The sequence below is a fragment of the Arthrobacter sp. SRS-W-1-2016 genome (assembly GCF_002009585.1).
GTDB lineage: Bacteria > Actinomycetota > Actinomycetes > Actinomycetales > Micrococcaceae > Arthrobacter > Arthrobacter bambusae_A.
Genome location: NZ_MTPV01000067.1, coordinates 99710 through 117886 on the forward strand (window position 1 = coordinate 99710; position 18177 = coordinate 117886).

General features: G+C 63.8%; 16 protein-coding genes. 10 read left to right on the forward strand and 6 right to left on the reverse strand.

Annotated features, from left to right (window positions below; genetic code table 11):
* Nucleotides 1-3 precede the first annotated feature (3 nt).
* From BMF89_RS17705 to BMF89_RS17715, 3 genes are read right to left on the reverse strand one after another with little or no spacing between them, the layout of a single operon-like run.
* Nucleotides 4-1173: a DUF4350 domain-containing protein gene (locus BMF89_RS17705; RefSeq protein WP_078108380.1), complete on the reverse strand. Its 1170-nt coding sequence runs from the start codon at nucleotides 1171-1173 to the stop codon at nucleotides 4-6.
* Nucleotides 1170-1856 carry a DUF4129 domain-containing protein gene (locus BMF89_RS17710; protein WP_078108381.1) on the reverse strand — a complete coding sequence of 229 codons (687 nt, stop codon included), beginning with the start codon at nucleotides 1854-1856 and terminating at the stop codon, nucleotides 1170-1172. The genes BMF89_RS17705 and BMF89_RS17710 overlap by 4 nt, the downstream gene beginning before the upstream one ends.
* Nucleotides 1853-2902 carry a hypothetical protein gene (locus BMF89_RS17715; protein ID WP_078108382.1) on the reverse strand — a complete coding sequence of 350 codons (1050 nt, stop codon included), beginning with the start codon at nucleotides 2900-2902 and terminating at the stop codon, nucleotides 1853-1855. The genes BMF89_RS17710 and BMF89_RS17715 overlap by 4 nt, the downstream gene beginning before the upstream one ends.
* A 374-nt stretch (nucleotides 2903-3276) precedes the next feature.
* Here BMF89_RS17715 and mtrA point away from each other — a divergent pair, with 374 nt between their 5' ends.
* The 7 genes from mtrA to secA all read left to right on the forward strand — a co-directional run bounded on the left by mtrA (nucleotide 3277) and on the right by secA (nucleotide 13629).
* Nucleotides 3277-3951, forward strand: a complete 675-nt coding sequence (gene mtrA / locus BMF89_RS17720) for an MtrAB system response regulator MtrA (protein WP_059387541.1) — start codon at nucleotides 3277-3279, stop codon at nucleotides 3949-3951.
* The gene (gene mtrB / locus BMF89_RS17725) at nucleotides 3923-5902 is read left to right on the forward strand and encodes an MtrAB system histidine kinase MtrB (RefSeq protein ID WP_078108383.1); all 1980 of its coding nucleotides are present in this window, start codon (nucleotides 3923-3925) and stop codon (nucleotides 5900-5902) included. The genes mtrA and mtrB overlap by 29 nt, the downstream gene beginning before the upstream one ends.
* Nucleotides 5899-7635 carry an LpqB family beta-propeller domain-containing protein gene (locus BMF89_RS17730; protein ID WP_078108384.1) on the forward strand — a complete coding sequence of 579 codons (1737 nt, stop codon included), beginning with the start codon at nucleotides 5899-5901 and terminating at the stop codon, nucleotides 7633-7635. The genes mtrB and BMF89_RS17730 overlap by 4 nt, the downstream gene beginning before the upstream one ends.
* Before the next feature lie 79 nt (nucleotides 7636-7714).
* Nucleotides 7715-8593 (forward strand): phosphoribosyltransferase family protein, encoded by an 879-nt coding sequence (locus tag BMF89_RS17735; RefSeq protein ID WP_078108539.1) that lies wholly within the window; start codon nucleotides 7715-7717, stop codon nucleotides 8591-8593.
* A gap of 158 nt (nucleotides 8594-8751) precedes the next feature.
* On the forward strand, nucleotides 8752-9477 hold the full coding sequence (gene raiA / locus BMF89_RS17740) for a ribosome-associated translation inhibitor RaiA (RefSeq protein ID WP_078108385.1): 726 nt from the start codon (nucleotides 8752-8754) through the stop codon (nucleotides 9475-9477).
* Nucleotides 9478-9508: 31 nt separating this feature from the next.
* The gene (locus tag BMF89_RS17745; protein ID WP_078108386.1) at nucleotides 9509-10750 is read left to right on the forward strand and encodes a crosslink repair DNA glycosylase YcaQ family protein; all 1242 of its coding nucleotides are present in this window, start codon (nucleotides 9509-9511) and stop codon (nucleotides 10748-10750) included.
* A gap of 134 nt (nucleotides 10751-10884) precedes the next feature.
* Complete coding sequence (secA, locus tag BMF89_RS17750) at nucleotides 10885-13629, forward strand: preprotein translocase subunit SecA (protein ID WP_078108387.1); 2745 nt, start codon at nucleotides 10885-10887, stop codon at nucleotides 13627-13629.
* 74 nt (nucleotides 13630-13703) lie between these two features.
* On the opposite strand, the gene BMF89_RS17755 is transcribed toward secA, so the two are convergent.
* Nucleotides 13704-14219: an Rv3235 family protein gene (locus BMF89_RS17755; RefSeq protein WP_253190876.1), complete on the reverse strand. Its 516-nt coding sequence runs from the start codon at nucleotides 14217-14219 to the stop codon at nucleotides 13704-13706.
* A 59-nt stretch (nucleotides 14220-14278) separates the two neighbouring features.
* Nucleotides 14279-15067, reverse strand: coding sequence for a LysM domain-containing protein (locus BMF89_RS17760; RefSeq protein ID WP_078108388.1), 789 nt, complete (start codon nucleotides 15065-15067; stop codon nucleotides 14279-14281).
* 144 nt (nucleotides 15068-15211) lie between these two features.
* Between BMF89_RS17760 and BMF89_RS17765 the strand changes: the two genes are divergently transcribed.
* On the forward strand, nucleotides 15212-15784 hold the full coding sequence (locus tag BMF89_RS17765; RefSeq protein ID WP_078108389.1) for a hypothetical protein: 573 nt from the start codon (nucleotides 15212-15214) through the stop codon (nucleotides 15782-15784).
* A gap of 36 nt (nucleotides 15785-15820) precedes the next feature.
* Here BMF89_RS17765 and BMF89_RS17770 read toward each other — a convergent pair whose 3' ends face one another.
* Nucleotides 15821-16036 carry a helix-turn-helix domain-containing protein gene (locus tag BMF89_RS17770; RefSeq protein WP_059387549.1) on the reverse strand — a complete coding sequence of 72 codons (216 nt, stop codon included), beginning with the start codon at nucleotides 16034-16036 and terminating at the stop codon, nucleotides 15821-15823.
* A gap of 151 nt (nucleotides 16037-16187) precedes the next feature.
* Between BMF89_RS17770 and BMF89_RS17775 the strand changes: the two genes are divergently transcribed.
* Both BMF89_RS17775 and BMF89_RS17780 read left to right on the forward strand, forming a co-directional pair.
* On the forward strand, nucleotides 16188-16832 hold the full coding sequence (locus BMF89_RS17775; protein WP_078108541.1) for an SAF domain-containing protein: 645 nt from the start codon (nucleotides 16188-16190) through the stop codon (nucleotides 16830-16832).
* Nucleotides 16829-18142, forward strand: a complete 1314-nt coding sequence (locus BMF89_RS17780; RefSeq protein ID WP_078108390.1) for a P-loop NTPase — start codon at nucleotides 16829-16831, stop codon at nucleotides 18140-18142. The genes BMF89_RS17775 and BMF89_RS17780 overlap by 4 nt, the downstream gene beginning before the upstream one ends.
* Nucleotides 18143-18177 lie beyond the last annotated feature (35 nt).

Here is an 18177-nt window from a genome sequence, read left to right on the forward strand (position 1 = left end):
TACTCATGGGGCCGTTGCCTCCTGCTCGAGTTTTTCGATGCTTTGTGCCCAGTGGACCAGTTCTGATTCGGTGCGTGGCCGGTGGTCCAGCAGTACCGTCCGCAGTTCCTGTGCAGGCCGGTTGACCTTCCGGGACACGGCATCGAGGACGGCTTGTGCGCCGGCCTCGGGTCCGAGTCGGAAGTGTTTGGCAAGCCTGTTTAACGTGCCGGCCCGGAGATTTTCGGCTGCCCGGCCCACAGCGCGGGAATCCTGGTACAGACGCGCGCGGCCTTCCGCGGTCTCCACGGCCTTGACCACCACCGGCAGCGGCTCGAACACCAGCGGACCAAGCCGCCTGCCCCGCCACAGCACGGCGAGCACCGCGATCACCGCCAACCACAAGCCCAGGAAGCCAACCCACGGTGGCGCCAAGTCATTCAGCGTAGGCGGCCCGCCGTCATTCGGTACGTCTCCAAGGCCGGGCAGATACCAGACGAGATCCGGCGCCGGCCCGAGGGTTCGGAGTGCCAACGCGGCGTTGCCTTCCACCTGCAGGAGATCATTGCTGAGCAGGGCTGCGCTGCCGAGTACCACCAGCCGTCCGTCCGCAGTGGCCGCGTACATGCCGCCGTCCTTGCTGCTCGGGCGGTAGCACATCGCTTCGGCCCCTGTGTAAAGGAACGCGCCCTTCGCGGAGACACTCCCTGCTGCCAGTGGATCGGCCTGACCGCATCCAGCTTCCAACGTTGACGTGCCGTCGGGAACCACCCCGGCGCTATGGATCCCGCTGCCCAGTCCCGTGAGGGTGCGGAGCCCGGGGGCCACGACCACCACCCGCGCGGCCGCTTGCAGCAAGCTGCGCAACTGGGCGGAATCGAGATAGCCGTTGCGGTCATACAGGAAGACGGTGGCGCCCGGCTCCTTCGCCAGCAGCGAGGTGGTCGTCGCGAACGAATCGGATTCCGTGACCGCGACTCCGTGCCGCCGGAGGATTTCGGCGGCGGCCATCGCACCATCCGGCGCCGGATTGCCGGCGGAGAGGGGGGCGCTGTCCGGGTTCGCGGGGGACTGCGTCACCGTGACGACGCCCAATACCGCGACGATGGCACCGATGATGATCCAGGCCACATGGCGGCGCGACCAGGCCCGAAACTGCGCGGGCCATCGGAGCCTCTGGGTGTCGGCGGTCATCGCGGCACCGCCAAACCGCTGGCGGGTTGGCCGGCGAAGTCAGGTTTCATGCCCGACAGTCCGGTGTCCAAGGCCAGCACTGCAGCATGATCGGAAGCCGTGGCAGTTGCTTTCCCGTACTTCACGCCATCGAAAATGCGGGCCGCTTCCTCGAGCCGCGAACTGGCTTCCCCGAATGCGCGACCCAATTGAGCAGCCGCCTCGTCCGCGGTCCGGCCAGCCTGGATATCAATGATTGCCCGGTCCTCCGCGGAGCGGACCACAGCACGGAATTGTTCGACGACGGCCGTTTGCCAGTCCCCGCGGCTTGCCGCAGCAGCTGCCCGAGCGCGGAACGCGTCGGCGTCAACTGCTGCCTCGCCGTCGAAAACATCCGCTGACATCTTCTTCCGGGCGTTGAGCCTTGGCCTGACAACGATCACCGCGACCACAATGAGGACCACGGCCAGGGCGCCGATCAACGGCAATCCGATATTCGGCCCGCTGATGGAGTCGCCGTTCAAGGAGCGGAGCCAGTCGATGAACTGGTTCCATATCTGGTCTATCCAACTGGGTTTGGCCGCTGCGTACTGCGGTTTGGACAGTTCCTCAACCGCCCACCGTTGCGCTTCCGCGCGGTCTGGATCAACGGGAGGCTCGGAGGCGGCGAAAAGAAAGGCGAAGGGCGCGGATGCCGGAATCATCCTGTGGGGAAGCCCTGACCGGTGGTCGGCGGCCACGATTGCGCACCGGCTTGAGGTGGCCCGCGGCGGCCCGGAACGCCGTCGGGATCTTCCCCGGTTTCGAGGAGGCGCAGGAGCTCCAGGTCCAGTCCGTCGCGCCGCATCCTCAGGTCCATATAAATCAGGGCCGCTACCGAGGTTTGGAAAGCGAAGCCAACGGCGCCTACCAGGATCCCGACCACCAGCGAAACGACTGCCAGGACAATGGCCGTGGTGGTTACTTGCGGGGCCCCGGCATGGGGTGCGAACACAGCGGTTACTCCGCCGGACGCCAAGCTCAGGGGAATCTGGATGACCGACCCGATGATACCCACCATGAAGGCCACGAGCAGCGTGATTCCGAAGATCCGCCACCAGTTCCGGGTGGTCAGCGCCCACGAGCGTCGGAGACCGGCGAAGACGCCGAGTTCCTCTACGGTGATCGCCGCGGGGGCCACCATCAGCTTCGTGTAGATCCAGGCATATACGACGATCGCGCCCAGTCCCAAAGGGAGAAGCAACAGCCCTCCGACCGGTCCCAATCCAGTCAGGATGAGGACGGCCAACAAGAACAGGACGAGGAAGAACAGCAACGCTCCGGCGAGGATGAGGGCGGCGAAGCCTACCAGGGGCCAGAGACGCGAGCGGGCGAGGGACCACATTTGCTTGAACCCGGTGGGCCGGTTCAACGCCGACCTGGCGACGGGAATCGCCATGACCCCTTGAAGGATGGCCGCCAGCACCATGGAGAGCAACGAAATTCCCATGATCCCGGCAGCCGCGCCAAGGACCGGGCTGAAGTACTGCGTCGCCTCGTCCTGGCTCGTGAAGCCCCCTACGGGCGGTCGGGCGATCCCTAGCGTGGCAAACTCGACCGCCCCGCTCAATGCACCGGTGATCGCCTTGACAATAAGGGCCGATCCAAACATGGTCTTCGCGTTCCGGCGGATGGTCTGGAACGCGCCGTCCATGATCTCACCGAAGAAGAGCGGGCGGAGGGGCACGATTCCGGGTTTCGGGGGAGCCACGTAGCGTGGCTGGCCATAGGGAGGTGGACCGCCGGCCGGCCAACGCGGATCGGCCGGAGCGCCCCACGCTTGCCCCGGATACTGCGACGTGCCCCACTGTGGTTGCGCGCCCCACTGTGGCTGCGCGCCGGGCGGGGGCGCGCCCCACGGCGGTCGGGGTCCCTGGTCAGGCCGGTATGCCGGGTCTGGCTGTGACACGTTTTCCTCCCCAAAAGATGCGTCCGCAGCAGTGCACCGACCCCGGAAGGGGCCGTTCGCACCAGCCTATAGTTCCGCCGTCGCGCCTCATAGCCCATTCGCTTGCGGGCTGCAGCGCGCCATGCCGTGATCGGGCTCAACGGGACAAAGGCTTGGTGATAAGGGAATATATAACTATGAAGGCACGCATCCTGGTAGTAGACGACGACGAAGCGCTGGCCGAAATGATCGGCATCGTGCTGCGGAACGACGGCTTCGACCCGGTTTTTTGCGCGGACGGTGGGCAAGCGCTGGAGGTCTTCCGTTCCTCGAAGCCAGATCTGGTACTGCTTGACCTGATGCTGCCCGGATCGGATGGCATCGAAGTGTGCCGCCAGATCCGCGGGGAGTCGGACGTCCCCATCGTCATGCTCACCGCCAAATCGGACACCTCCGACGTCGTCCGCGGCCTTGAATCCGGTGCTGACGACTACGTGCCCAAGCCTTTCAAGCCGGCCGAGCTCGTGGCCCGGGTCCGTGCCCGGCTGCGCCCGGGAGACCAGAAGGCGCCCGAGACACTGCGCATTGCCGACGTCACCATTGACGTGGCGGGCCACTTGGTGACCCGCGGCGGAGAGCGGATTTCGCTGACGCCGCTGGAATTCGATCTCTTGGTCGCCTTGGCGCGCAAGCCCTGGCAGGTCTTCACCCGTGAACTGCTCCTTGAGCAGGTATGGGGCTACCGCCACGCCGCCGACACCCGGCTGGTCAACGTCCATGTCCAGCGCCTCCGGTCCAAGATCGAGCGTGACCCGGAAGCTCCCGAAGTTGTATTGACGGTTCGTGGTGTCGGATATAAAGCAGGCGCCTGAGTCTTCCACCGGCGAGCCCGGCACTGACCAAGAGGCCGCGGCGGCCAAGGTCAAACATCCTGTTCCAGGACATCCTGTGCCGGAACACACGGACGCGCGGGCACTGAATCTTCCCTGGATCCTCGAGCGCACCCGCATATGGACGCGCCGCGCCCTCATCCTGGCACTGCGTGTCTCCCGCCTCGTGGTGACCGGACTTCGCCACATCCGGCCGGGAATCCGGTACTTGTGGCGCGCCCTGCTGCGCCGTTGGCGCCGCTCCCTCGAATTCAGGACCGTCGCGGTGACGATCGTGCTGTCGATGGTGTCTTTTGCGGTAGTCGGCGCGTACCTCTCAAACCAAATCGCGAACAACCTGTTCCAGGAACGTTTGAAGCAAGCCGAATCCGAGAGCCGCTACTACGTCAAGCAAGTCCAGGACACCTTCGACGGTTCACAGGCCAACGACCAGTCAAGCGTCATCACCCTCGTGTACGACACGCTCAAGGCAGTGGAGGGGAATGGCTCGGTCATCCAGCGGCGTTATGTCTTCGAAGCGATGCCCGAACAAACCAAGCCGCGCAACCGCTGGGTGGAATCGCGGGCCTCGGACCAATTGACGGTGCGCGTCATTCCTCCGGCACTTCGCAAGGCTGTGCAGGAATCGGGCAAGGACCAATACTGGGCATCCACTGAGTTCCCGGTCGGCAACCAGGACCATCCCGGCATCGCCGTCGGCAACAAGGTCACATTCAACGGCACGGTCTACGAGCTCTATCTCCTGTATGACCTGGATACCGCCCAACAAACCTTGGACGAAATCCAGAACGTGCTGTGGGCCGGCGGGGCCGCGCTCATCCTGATGATCGGCGGCATTGCCTGGTACGTGACCAGGAACGTCGTCAGTCCCGTGAGCCACGCCGCCGTCGTGTCCGAGAAGCTGGCCGCAGGCCAGTTGCAGGAGCGGATGGTGGTCAAGGGCGAAGACGAAGTAGCCAGGCTGGGCGCCTCCTTCAACCACATGGCCGCGAGCCTGCAGGAACAGATTACGCAGCTGGCCACCCTGTCCCAGATGCAGCAGCGCTTCGTCTCCGATGTGTCCCATGAACTGCGGACACCGCTCACCACCGTCCGGATGGCGGCGGAAGTGTTGTTCGATGCCAGGGACGACTTCGACCCCATCAACAAGCGCTCCGCGGAACTGCTCTACAACCAGGTGGAGCGTTTCCAGTCGCTGCTCTCGGACCTTCTGGAGATTTCGCGCTTCGACGCCGGGGCCGCGGTACTGGACGCCGAACCGACCGACATCTTCCAGGTCGTCGCCCACGTCATCGACGGCGCCTCGCCCGTCGCCGCGGAGTACGGCTCCGATGTGCGCCTTACCTCGCGCCACAAGCGCATCATCGTGGAGATGGACGCGCGGAGGATCGACCGCATCCTGCGGAACCTGCTGCTCAACGCCGTCGAACACGGCGAGGGGAAGCCTGTCCACGTTTCCGTTGCCGCCAACCACGATGCAGTCGCAATCTCGGTGCGTGACTTCGGCATAGGGATGACCGCGGCAGAAACCGCGCGGGTCTTTGATCGTTTCTGGCGCGCCGATCCCGCGCGTGCCCGGACCACGGGCGGCAGCGGATTGGGGCTTTCCATCGCCGCGGAGGACACCAAGCTCCACAACGGTTGGTTGCAGGCTTGGGGGCGCAAGGGATCCGGTTCCAACTTCCGGCTGACGCTGCCCCTCAAGAAGGGGGGCACCATCGTTAAATCGCCTTTGCAGCTTGAACCCGCGGACATCCATTTGCCCGGCGCGGCGCCGGAGCGCCACATGCTCGTCTTGGAAGCGGGCGATCCGCCCCCGGAGCGCAGTTCCGCCGTGCAGACTGGCCCGGCGGACGATCCGTCACTGCCGCCCGCACTGCCTGCGGCGCCCGACAACGACGTCGACGATGACCAAGGGGGGACGGCACCATGACTTTCCGACGCTCCCGACTGTCCGGGCGTCCGTACCTATTAAGGGCCGTGATTGCCCTTCTGGCTGTCCTCATGGTGGTTCTCAGTTCCTGCGCGCAGATTCCGCGGTCCGGGCCGGTGGGAAAGAGCAAGGACGAAAGCGCGGGCAACCCGAACGCTCCCGTCTTCTTCCCGCCGCCACCGCACCCCGGAGCCACCCCGGAGTCCATCATTGAAGACTTCTATGGTGCAGGCAGCGGTTACGAGGGCGACTACGCGGTGGCCCGGCAATACCTCACGCAGGCGCTGTCCGTCAGCTGGAAATCCGACAAGCGCACGCTCGTTTTCCGCAAGGCGACCGTCGTCAAGACCGGCGTGGAGAATGAGTTCAAGTACCAGCTGGACCTCGCGTACTCGGTTGACGCCGACGGCGTTGCCACCCAGTTCCCGGAAGGAACCACCGAGACAATTCCGGTGACGCTGGAACAGGTCGACGGCGAGTGGCGGATCTCCGCGGTCCCGGACGGCACCGCGATCCCCGAAGAGACGTTCAAAGTCATCTACGCGGCCCAACCCATCTATTTCTACGACCCGACGTTTACGTATGCGGTTCCGGACGTCCGGTGGTTCATCAAGAAGAACACTGTCAAGGCGATGACCAGCGCCTTGCTCGACGGCCCTGCGCCCTACCTCCAAGGTGCGGTCGTCAGTGCTTTTCCTTCCGGCATGAAGCTGGCGAGGGAGTCGGTGCCTGTGGTGTCGGGAGCAGCGCAAGTGGACCTTTCCGCGAAGGAACTCGTGGATGCCTCAGCCGAGGATCGGCAGCGCATGCAAAACCAACTGACCCTGACGTTCCGCAGCCAGCCTGACGTGGTGAACGTCCAGCTGCGGGCAGACCAAGACCTTGTCCGGGTGGAGGACAACGGCTCGGTCCTTCCGCCGGTGCTGGAGAAGAACGCTCCTGCGCGCCAAATCGCCATCAGCAACAACGAACTGGTGCGCTACGAGAACAACAGGGTGTCCGCCCTTCCGGACATGCAGCCGGTGGCCGGACTGAACCCGAGCGCTCCCGCCGAGTCTCCGACATCACAGGCCGTGGCCTTCCTCAACGGTACCGGCACGGTTCTGTATTCGATGATTCCGGGCCAGCCCGCCCGGCAATTGACAACCAGGACCACTCTGAGCCATCCCTCGTTCAGCCCGCAGGACTGGGTCTGGACGGCGGGTCCGGGGGGCAACGGTGCCACCGAGGTGGTGGCGTTCAAACCGTCCAACGTTCCTCAAGGCCAGCCCGTCCCCACTGTGACGATGACGCCGCCATGGTTGGCAGGGCGCGTGGTGAGGGACTTCCGGGTTTCCCGCGAAGGGACCCGCGCACTGGTCATCTCCGAGATGAACGGCAAGTCATCGGTGCAGGTGACCGGTATTCTCCGCAATCCCGACGGCACGCCCAAGGATCTGACGGCACCCACAACCTTGTTCTCCTCCACACCTGTTGATCAAGGGGTCTGGGTCAATTCCACGACGGTCGCGGTGATGAAAGCCTCGTCAACCGATAACGTGGTTCCCGAACTGTTGTCCTTGACGTCGGGCCAGCCGCAGCTGTTGCCTGCATGGCCGAACCTGACAACCATCAGTGCGGGCAACGGACCCGAGCAGATTTTCGGACAGTCGGGGGCCGGCGTGTTCCAACGAGTGGGCAACGGCTGGGAACTGCAACTCAAGGGTCCGATAGACCCTTCGTTCCCCGGCTAGGCGCCATCTGCGAACTCGGGTTTCCACATAGCCCGCTTGGGGAGTGTTTGCCGACGGCGACGAGCCGGATGCTTGGGGCATGGGAACTGACAGCCGTTGCCGGGAGCGCGACCCGGACCTTGCCGTCGTCCCGGGTGGCGGCGCGCGCCATCGGGGAGTCCATCATGCCCGATTGGCGAGGTTTGCGCAGGGCGCAGGGGACTCCTTCCTCGAGTTGCTGGCGGTTCTGGCCCCGGTGGAATGTGTGTGCTGCGGTTCCGAGGATTCGGCGCTCTGCGGCACCTGTGCACGGCACCTCCGCCTTCTGTGCTCCCGACCATTCCGCGCTGAAGGGCAAGCTCCGGCCTTGCTCACGGTGGATGGAACCGTGCTCCTGCCCGTTGTCGCGGGCGGACACTATCGGGACGAATTGGCCCAGGCCCTTCTCTCCTTCAAGCATCTGGGCCAGGGACGGCTTGCCTCGGTGCTCGCGCCTGCACTGGGCACGGCCATCCGGTCTGCCGTTGGCGACGGGGAGGGCATCTGCCTTGTCCCTGTCCCCAGCAGCAATGCGGCCTTCCGGCGTCGCGGATTCAGCCCGGTCCATCTCCTGCTCGGCCGCCTGCGGCGCCTGGACGCCTTGCCGGGCATGCACCTGGCGGATGCGTTGAAGACGGCGCCCGGACCGGGAAACGGGCAAAAGGGTTTGGGCCGCGGCGAGCGTGCGCGCCGTGTCCGCGGCTCCATGACCGTTCGGCTTCTCCGAAAAGGTTCCCTGGAGGGCCGGGCTTGCGTCATCGTCGACGACGTCCTCACCACGGGTGCCACCCTCGCCGAAGCCGCCCGGGCAGTGTCGGCGGCTGGAGGGGTGGTGTGCGGCGCTGTGGTCCTTGCAGCCACCCGGCCACCGGCCGGAAGGGACCTTCCTACGGGCGGACCAGCCGCCCTGCCCGAATCGACTCAAACAAAAAATAAGTGACGAAAGGATGAATTACCCGTGGCGATGAACTAACGTCGGTTATGGGTACCAAGAACAGATGTACCTGTCGATAGCGGCTCGGAAAGGGGCTCGACTGTCCGTCAGATCAGCCCCGAGAAGCGCCCTTATCGTGTCACCTGAGTTGTTTGGAGGGCACCATGGAGTTCATGATCAGCGGCCGTAATCTGACCGTTTCGGATCGCTTCCGCGAGTATGCCGGCGAGAAGATTTCAAAGATTGAATCGCTTGGGGACAAGGTCCAGAGGGTTGACGCGAAGGTTTCAAAGGAAACCAACCCGCGCCAGACACCGGGCCAGCTCACGGTGGAAGTAACAGTTCTGGGCCGGGGCCCTGTGATCCGGGCCGAAGCGAGCGCCGCTGACAAGTTTGCCGCCTTTGATCTCGCCTACAGCAAGCTGCTGGAAAGACTCCGCAGGGCCAAGGACCGCAAGAAGGTCCACCACGGCCGCCACACCCCCAAAGCCGTCCGTGAGGCTACTGCGACGCTTGAGCCTGCCAGCGCGAGCGAACCCATCTATGTAGAGGCCAGCAACCACCAGGAGCCAACGACGCCACCGGTGGAGAGTTCGCCCTACGACGTCGACAACGACATTCCGGCCGGTGATTCCCCGGTCCTGATTCGTCGCAAGGTTTTCCCCGCCGCTTCGCTCACCCTTGATGACGCGGTGGACAACATGGAATTGGTGGGCCACAATTTCTACCTGTTCGTGGACAAGGAAACCAACACGCCGTCGGTTGTCTACCGTCGCCGTGGCTGGACATATGGAGTAATCACTCTGGACTCCACATGCGAACCAGGAGACGAACCCGTGGAGGAAAAGATCCACGCTTACCGTTCGAAGGACCAGGCCGCCACGGCCTAGGCCGCATTCGTATTCCCATGAAAGGACTGGCATGGCCGCTTCGCTGAGCCTGTTGCAGGCACGGCGGATTGCATTGGCAGCCCAAGGACTGGACAAGGAACGGCCCACCGGCCCCGTGACTTCACGGGCGGTGGGCCGCACCTTTGCCCGCCTCCAGGTAGTGCAGATCGACTCCGTCAATGTCCTCTCCCGCAGTCACTACCTTCCGTTCTTCTCGCGGCTTGGCAATTACGACCGAAGCATCCTTCACGCCATGGCCGGGCGAAGTCCCCGGCGCATGATGGAGTATTGGGCACACGAGGCCAGCTTCATCCGCCCGGAACACTTTCAGGATCTGCTTCTTTGGCAAAACCGTGCCTGGGTGGGCGCGGCCCACCTGGAACGCGGAATCCGGGAGGACATGGCCGGCCGGATCCTGGGCGCGCTCGCCTCAGGGCGCCCCATGACTGCCGCACAATTGACCGCGCACCTGGGGCACCAGGAAGATCGGCAGCACGATAACTGGGGTTGGAACTGGAACCTCGTCAAAAGGGTTTTGGAGCACTTGTTTGAAGAAGGACTCGTGACGGCTGCGTCCAGGACGGAGCAGTTCGAGCGCCGGTACACGCTGACGTCGAGGGTTCTTCCTCCGGGGCTGCCTGGAGTCACTGCCCGCGCGGGATCGCTCCCGGACGGGGACTCCGATCTGTCGGTAGCGGCCATGGACCGGCTGATCGACGCCGCAGCCCAGGCCCACGGCATCGGAACAATCCGTTGCTTCGCCGATTATTTCAGGACTCCGGTGAAGGCCGCTGCGGCATCGATCGACAGGCTTGTTGCCACCGGGCGCCTGGAGCCGGTCACCGTGCGTGGCTGGGACCGGGCCTTGTACCGGCACGTGGACGCCAGGCTTCCGCGGGCGGCCACGGGCCGCGCACTGCTCAGCCCGTTCGATTCACTCGTCTTTGAGCGCAGAAGGCTCGAGGAACTGTTCGGCTTCCATTACCGGATCGAGATCTACACGCCTGCGGAGAAGCGCAAGTTCGGTTATTACGTGTTGCCCTTCCTCCTCCGCGACGCCGTGGTCGCACGCGTGGATCTCAAGGCGGACCGCGCGGCGAAGCAGCTTCTGGTGCGTGCCGCCCACGCGGAGCCGGACGCTCCGGCGGACACCGCCGTCGAGCTTTCCGCTGAGCTGCGGCTGATGGCCGAGTGGCTGCGCCTTGACGACGTCGTCGTGTCACCGATGGGCGATCTCTCGCCGGCGCTCGCCTCGGAACTGGCCCGCGGCTGAGATCCGGAGGGGCCGGCAGCGGCGTTGCCGGCGTTTGCGCTCCGCTCTCAGGGAAACGGGGCCGCGTGGCGCTGGTCTCTCCCGTAGACTGAAACCGCCAGAATTCGGCAGCTTGAGACTGGGAGCAACTTTACGTGGCATCACTTATCGAAAAACTTCTCCGCACGGGTGACAAAAAAACCCTGAGGCAACTGCGGACCTATGCCGATTCCATCAACGCCCTCGAAGACTCTTTCAAGACCTTCTCAGACGCCGAATTGCGCGAGGAGACGGACAGGCTGCGCGCCCGTCACGAGGACGGCGAGCAGCTCGACGATCTCCTGCCGGAGGCTTTCGCGGCCGTGCGTGAGGCTTCCTCCCGCACCCTGGGCATGCGCCACTTCGATGTCCAGCTCATGGGCGGTGCCGCTCTTCACCTCGGCAATATCGCTGAAATGAAGACCGGTGAAGGAAAGACCCTCGTGGCCACGGCTCCGGCTTTCCTCAATGCGCTGACCGGCAAAGGCGTGCACGTCGTCACAGTCAACGACTACCTCGCCGAATACCAGTCCGAACTCATGGGCCGCGTCTACCGCTTCCTTGGCCTCAGCAGCGGTTGCATCCTGTCCAACCAGGATCCCGAAGTGCGCCGTCAGATGTACGCGGCGGACATCACCTATGGCACGAACAACGAATTCGGCTTCGACTACTTGCGCGACAACATGGCGTGGGACAAATCGGAGCTTGTGCAGCGCGGCCACCACTTCGCGATTGTCGACGAAGTAGACTCCATCCTCATCGACGAGGCCCGTACGCCGCTCATTATTTCCGGTCCGGCCCAGGGTGACACCAACCGCTGGTACAGCGAATTCGCCAAGGTCGTGCAGCGTCTCCAGGCTGAAACCGACTACGAGGTCGACGAAAAGAAGCGCACTGTCGGCGTTCTCGAAGCCGGCATCGAGAAGGTCGAGGACTACCTCGGCATCCAGAACCTCTACGAATCCGCCAACACTCCGCTCATTGGGTTCTTGAACAATGCCATCAAGGCCAAAGAGCTCTTCAAGCGGGACAAGGACTACGTCATCCTCGACGGCGAAGTCCTCATTGTCGACGAACACACCGGGCGCATCCTTGCCGGACGGCGTTACAACGAAGGCATGCACCAGGCGATCGAAGCCAAGGAAAACGTCGAGATCAAGGCCGAGAACCAGACTCTCGCCACGGTGACCCTGCAGAACTACTTCCGCATGTACTCCAAGCTTTCGGGCATGACCGGCACAGCCGAAACCGAAGCCGCGGAGTTCATGAGCACGTACAAGCTTGGCGTGGTGCCTATTCCCACCAACCGGGACATGCAGCGCATCGACCAGTCGGACCTCGTGTACAAGAACGAAATCGTGAAGTTCGAAGCTGTGGTGAAGGACATCGCGGAACGGCACGAAAAGGGCCAACCCGTGCTCGTCGGCACCACGAGCGTAGAGAAAAGCGAATACCTTGCCAAGCTGTTGGCCAAGGACGGCATCCGGCACGAGGTCCTGAACGCGAAGAACCACGCGCGGGAGGCCGCGATTGTCGCGCAGGCGGGTCGCAAGGGCGCCGTCACGGTCGCCACCAATATGGCCGGCCGTGGTACTGACATCATGCTGGGCGGCAACGCCGAGTTCACGGCCATCGCCGAACTGGCAAAGCGCGGCCTGGATCCTGAAGAAAACTCCGAGGAGTACGAGGCCGCGTGGCCTGAAGCACTCGAAGCGGCCAAGCAGGCAGTCAAGGACGAGCATGAGGAAGTGCTTGAACTTGGCGGGCTGTATGTCCTAGGCACGGAACGCCACGAATCCCGTCGAATCGACAACCAGCTCCGTGGCCGCTCCGGGCGTCAGGGTGACCCGGGGGAGTCCCGCTTCTACCTCTCGCTGACCGATGACCTCATGAGGCTCTTCAACTCCGGTGCGGCCGAGCGCCTGATGAACAGCTCGGTGCCGGACGACGTTGCCCTCGAATCCAAGCTCGTGTCCCGCGCAATTGCCTCGGCCCAGGGCCAGGTTGAAGGGCGCAACGCCGAGCAGCGAAAGAACGTCCTCAAGTACGACGACGTCCTGAACCGCCAGCGCGAAGCCATTTACGGCGACCGCCGGCGGATCCTGGAGGGCGACGACCTGCACGAGAAGGTCCAGTTCTTCCTGGAGGACACCATCAACGCCCTGATCGATGCCGCCACGGCAGAGGGAACCGGCGATGATTGGGACTTCCACCAACTCTGGACCAACCTCAAGACGCTGTACCCGGTAACCGTTACGGCCCAGGAGATCATTGACGAAGCCGGCGGCAAGGCCCGCGTCTCCGTTGAATTCCTCAAAAACGAGATTCTTTCGGACGCGCAGCTCGTTTACAAGGAGCGGGAAGAAGCCATCGGCGCCGAGAACATGCGCGAGCTCGAGCGCAGGGTTGTCCTCTCGGTCCTTGGACGCAAGTGGCAGGAACACCTCTATGAGATGGACTACCTCAAAGAGGGCATCGGCCTGCGCGCCATGGCCCAAAGGGATCCGCTGGTCGAGTACCAGCGTGAGGGATTCACGATGTTCCAGAGCATGATGGAGGCCATCCGCGAAGAGAGCGTCGGTTTCCTCTACAACCTGGAAGTGGAAGTAACGCCCGCCGAAGATGTGGTGGTGGTGGACGGCAGCCCCGAAGGCGGTCATGTCGAGCATCACGATCCGCAGATCCGCGCGGCCGGCCTCGAAGCCCCGGAGAAGCCTGTCCAGCTGCAGTACACGGCACCTGGAGAGGACGGCGCGAGCCAGACCCGCGTTGAGGGACGGACCTCGGGACGCTCAGGCAACCCGGCCAAAGCCGCCGCCGACGACAAGCAGCGTGGATCCAACAAGAGGAAGCGCCGCTAACACTGCAGCGAAGACGGAGAGGGACCAGAACACCAGTTCTGGTCCCTCTCCTTTTGCTGCTATGAACCCCGCCGTCAGCCGATTTCGAGGGCGGTGACCTTCCACGCGCCGTTGTTCCCTTCAAGCCTCATGGCTACGGCACGGGAGCGGAGCTCTTCAGAGACGACCAAGCTGGCCTCATACACTCCGTCCGTCACCGCGCAGAGGTGCACGGAGCGGACCATCGGACTTCGGTGAAGCCTGGATTGCCCGCCCTGGACACTCGCGGCATGGGCCCTGGTCAGTGCGGCCCGATGCTGCAGTGCGGCGAGGCAGCCCGGATCCAGGGTCCGTGAGAGCTGTTGCACCGGCCGGGTACCGGCAAGGACTTCGACCGCGGCTTGGGCGATGGTACGGGCCAGTGCACGGATTTCCCCGTCTAGGCCAAGGAGCCGAGCTGGTTTACCGGTAGACGATGGCCCCTTATCGGAAGGCCCGCCCACCCCGGCCTTGGCGCGAGGCGAAACCACTGTTGAACGGGAGGCGATGGGTGGCGAAGCTGCCAGTCGGTCTGCATGGGGCGCGGTGTAGATGGCTGGTGATGCACTCATGGGCTTCCTCGGTTGCGAATCGCTGGTCTGCGGCGGATGGCGGTGGGTCGGCTGGTCGGCTATCCAGGTGGTGGTTGCAGGATCTGGCCCGGGATAAGGAGACCAGGGTCGTCTCCGATGACGTTCCGGTTTGTGGCGTACCATTTCGGCCAATTGAGGGCAATGTCGACGTCGCTGGCCATGGGGCCGAGCTGCCGGGCGGCAATGGACCACAATGAATCTCCCCGCTTCACCACCACTTCGCCTCGATCCGGTGAGGCATGCTGTTCGGCTGCCCGCTGTGGCCTGGTTCCCAGAAGCCCCGGGTCGGCGACGGGTGGCCGGGGCTGCCAGTGCGGGTCGATCTCGGATGATCCGGACTCACTCAAGGGAACGGCTGAGGGATGGGGAGAGAGGCCGCGGCCGGGCGTCCATTGGGCAGAGATGCTGCTGGACGTCGCTGAGTCGTGGGTCGGGCTCCAAGCCGGTTCGAGCTGTTCCGTTGGCGACGCGCTCGCCAACGGAATCCCCGAGAGATTCAGGCCCAGAATCGCAACAGCCAGTCTGCGCATGAATGCCGGGCTGAGTTTGGCGGCGGCGCCCGCGCAACGATCCTTGCCTGATTGCCGGAGGAGCGCGGCGGCCACTGCCAGGAGGAACGTCGCGATCCACCAGGCCCCGATTCCCAGTCCAGCGGCAATTGCGATGAATCCCAGGAGGTCGTCGAACATGGGTGCCTGGAGTCGTTCCGCCGCGGAGTGCCACCGGTCTATCAAGATCAAGCCGGCGACAGCGAGCAAAAGAGAGAGCGCCAGGATGGTCACTGCCATTGCAACGTCGTTCCGAAGGAGTCTTTTGCTCTGTTCCATGGGTTCCCCTTACCCAGTTGATGGTATTTGATGCACTTTGATGGCGATTGATTTATTTTGACCACAATAAGTGATGTTTGTCTAGGATTTGCTTGACTGTGAAGAAGGATTGACCACGGGGGAGTGCCCGCTTACGCTGACGCAATGCGTTGGGATGCTCTGTTTGAAGACATGGAGGCGCAACTGGCCTCCGAGCGATTACTGGGACTTGAATCCGAAATTTCAGAGCGGGCGCGGGTGGAGATCGCCGGCATCGAGGTGTTCGACAGGCTGCGTGAAGCCATCGGCCGGAAGATTGAGGTGAAGCTCCGGTCCGGGACACAGGTGTCCGGGACGCTTAGCCATGTCGGCAGGGAAACGTTGGTCCTGGACGAAGGTCGCCACCAGTGGTTGGTGCCTGTAACGGCCGCCCTGACATATCAGGGCCTGGGCCGGCACGTACTGCCGGGACAGTCGAAGGTGTCGCAGCGGCTAGGCCTGGCCAGCGCGCTCCGAATGCTGGCCCGCGACAGGGCGGAACTGGCTGTTCATCTACTTGAGTCGGTGCGGGAGGAGCGGACAATGCGCGGCGTCATCGACCGCGTGGGCAAGGACCACTTTGACCTCGCCATGATGTTGCCGGGCGAAGTCCGCCGGGCCGGCAATGTTGTGTCGGTGGCGACGGTTCCGTTCCAGTCACTCGCCGCGCTGCGTTCATTGCGGGGCCGGGACTCCTAGCGGGGGCAGCCTTCCCGCCGCGACCGTGGCCGGTGATCAGGACGACTTTGACTTGGCCTCTTGGATAATCCTGCTGGCCTCGGCATAGCGTTCCTCGATGTACTGCTCCAGCATCTTCTCTTCGACGCGCCACTGGCCCCTGCCACCCACTTGTATGGCCTTGAGTTCTCCGCTTCGCACCAAGGCGTATGCCTGCGGGGAGTTGATCTGAAGCTGTTCGGCGACATCAGCCAGAGTGAGGAATCGGGGCATGCATCCATTTTGCCACTGTTCCACCCACTTGCCGGGGTTATCCACAATTGACGTAATTTGAGCGATGTGGCTTTCGGATGCGAGCAAAGTGCGGTCAGAATATAGGCGAGTGGACGTCGACGCCGACAAACTACGCAAATGGGGGAGCAAGATGGGTGTAACTACGGCGGCCGCAGGAGCTCGGCTCAGGAAACCGTCATGGAGGGATCCGCGGCTTCTGGTGGGGATTCTCCTGGTCTTGGCGTCGCTGGCTGGAGTCATCGCACTGGTTGGAACCGCGGACCGCACCATACAGGTGTATGCGGCGCGAGGGCCGATTGCAGTGGGCCAGAGAGTCAGCAAGGACGATCTTGCGATCGTCAACGTCCGGCTCGACGACATTGAGTCCAGTTACGTTACCCTGGCGGACGGCCTGCCCGAGGGAAGAGTCGCCGTCCAAAGAATTGCCAAGAACCAACTCGTCCCGCAGGAAAGCCTGGGAGCCGCAGACTCCCTTGACCGCAAGCCGGTGGCGATCGCGATCCAGGAATCACTGCCTCCCCAGGCGGTGGCAGGATCCCGCGTTGACGTCTGGGTAGCCCTCCCCGATGCGCGCAACGGCTTCGGCACGCCGCAATTGCTGTTGCCCGGCGCGGAGATCGCCCAGGTCACGGAAGGTGCATCCACCCTTGGAGCGTCCAAGGAGAAAGTGGTTCTGGTCCTCGTGAACGATGAGCACATGCCGAAACTTCTTGGAGCGCAGGCAAACAAAGCGAAGATTGCCGTCGTATGGAACCCGGGCGGTGCCGGCAAATGAGCATCCCCGTTGTCACAGTCGGGGAGTCCCGGGAAGACTTGGTCGGGGGACTCGAGCGGCTCCACGGGCCGGTGACTGTGGTGCGCCGGTGCGGTGAACTCGCGGAACTTCTGGGTGCTTGCCAAAGCGGCCTCGCGCGCGCAGCGGTCATAGCCGAAGGTGCGGGAGAGCTGACGGCATCGCTGGTCGACCGGCTCGCGGCTGTCGGAGTCTCCATCGTTGCACTCAGCGACGACCCGGGGGAAGCGGGCCGCCTGCGCAGCATCGGCGTCGTGACGGCGTCGTTGGAGGTGGACTCGGCAACGTTGGCCTCCAAGATCTCCGACGCCGTAGGCCGGCTGCCCGGACAAGGTAGGCGACGCGCGGAACCGCGGGACTCCGGGTATGCGGACACCGCCGCGGAACTCCGTCCCGCTGATGCTCCGGAAGAACCGGAACACGTGCCGGCTAGTGCTGGGCGGATCGTCGCGGTCTGGGGGCCAACCGGGGCGCCCGGCAGGACTCTTGTGGCAGTCAATATCGCTGCGGAGCTGGCGGCTGAAGGCAAGTCGGTGGTCCTTCTCGATGCTGACAGCTACGGGGCAAGTGTCGCGGCGTCGCTGGGCTTGCTCGACGAATCTGCAGGACTGGCGCAGGCTTGCCGGCTGGCGGATCAAGGATTGTTGGATGCCGAGTCGCTCAAGCGGATCGCCGCGCCTGTCTTCGCCAAAGGGACCAGCTTCCGGGTCCTCACGGGCATTACGCGCTCGGATCGGTGGACCGAGATCCGGGCCGCCGCGCTCTCCTCGGTGCTTGAACTCGCCAAGGAGATCGCGGATATTGTGGTGGTCGATGCGGGTTTCTGCCTTGAAGCAGACGAGGAACTCAGCTTCGACACGATGGCCCCCCGACGCAACGCAGCCACCTTGCGAAGCATAGAACTGGCGGACACCGTTTTCGCCGTGGGCGCGGCCGACGCCATCGGGGTTCCGCGACTCGTGCGTGGCCTCGCGGAACTTGAACGGGCAGTCCCTCACGCGGCTCCCCGGGTGGTCTTGAACAAGGTACGGGCAGCATCCGCGGGCCGATCGCCCGAACGGGAGCTCCGCGAAGCATGGGAGCGCTACGGCCCGGGCCACAGTATCGAGGTATTCCTTCCGTCCGATCCTGGAGCGTGCGACTCCGCCCTGCTATCCGGTGCCGTGCTCTTTGAAGCTGCACCCGAATCTGCCTTGCGGCTCGCAATTGCAAAAATGGTCTGTGCACCTGTCCAGCAAAATCGTAAATCCTCTGTCATTTATTCCAGAGCAAGGCGAAGTCTAAAGCGTTAGGCTCGCCATGTGGGCTGCAAGGACGCAGCAATCGA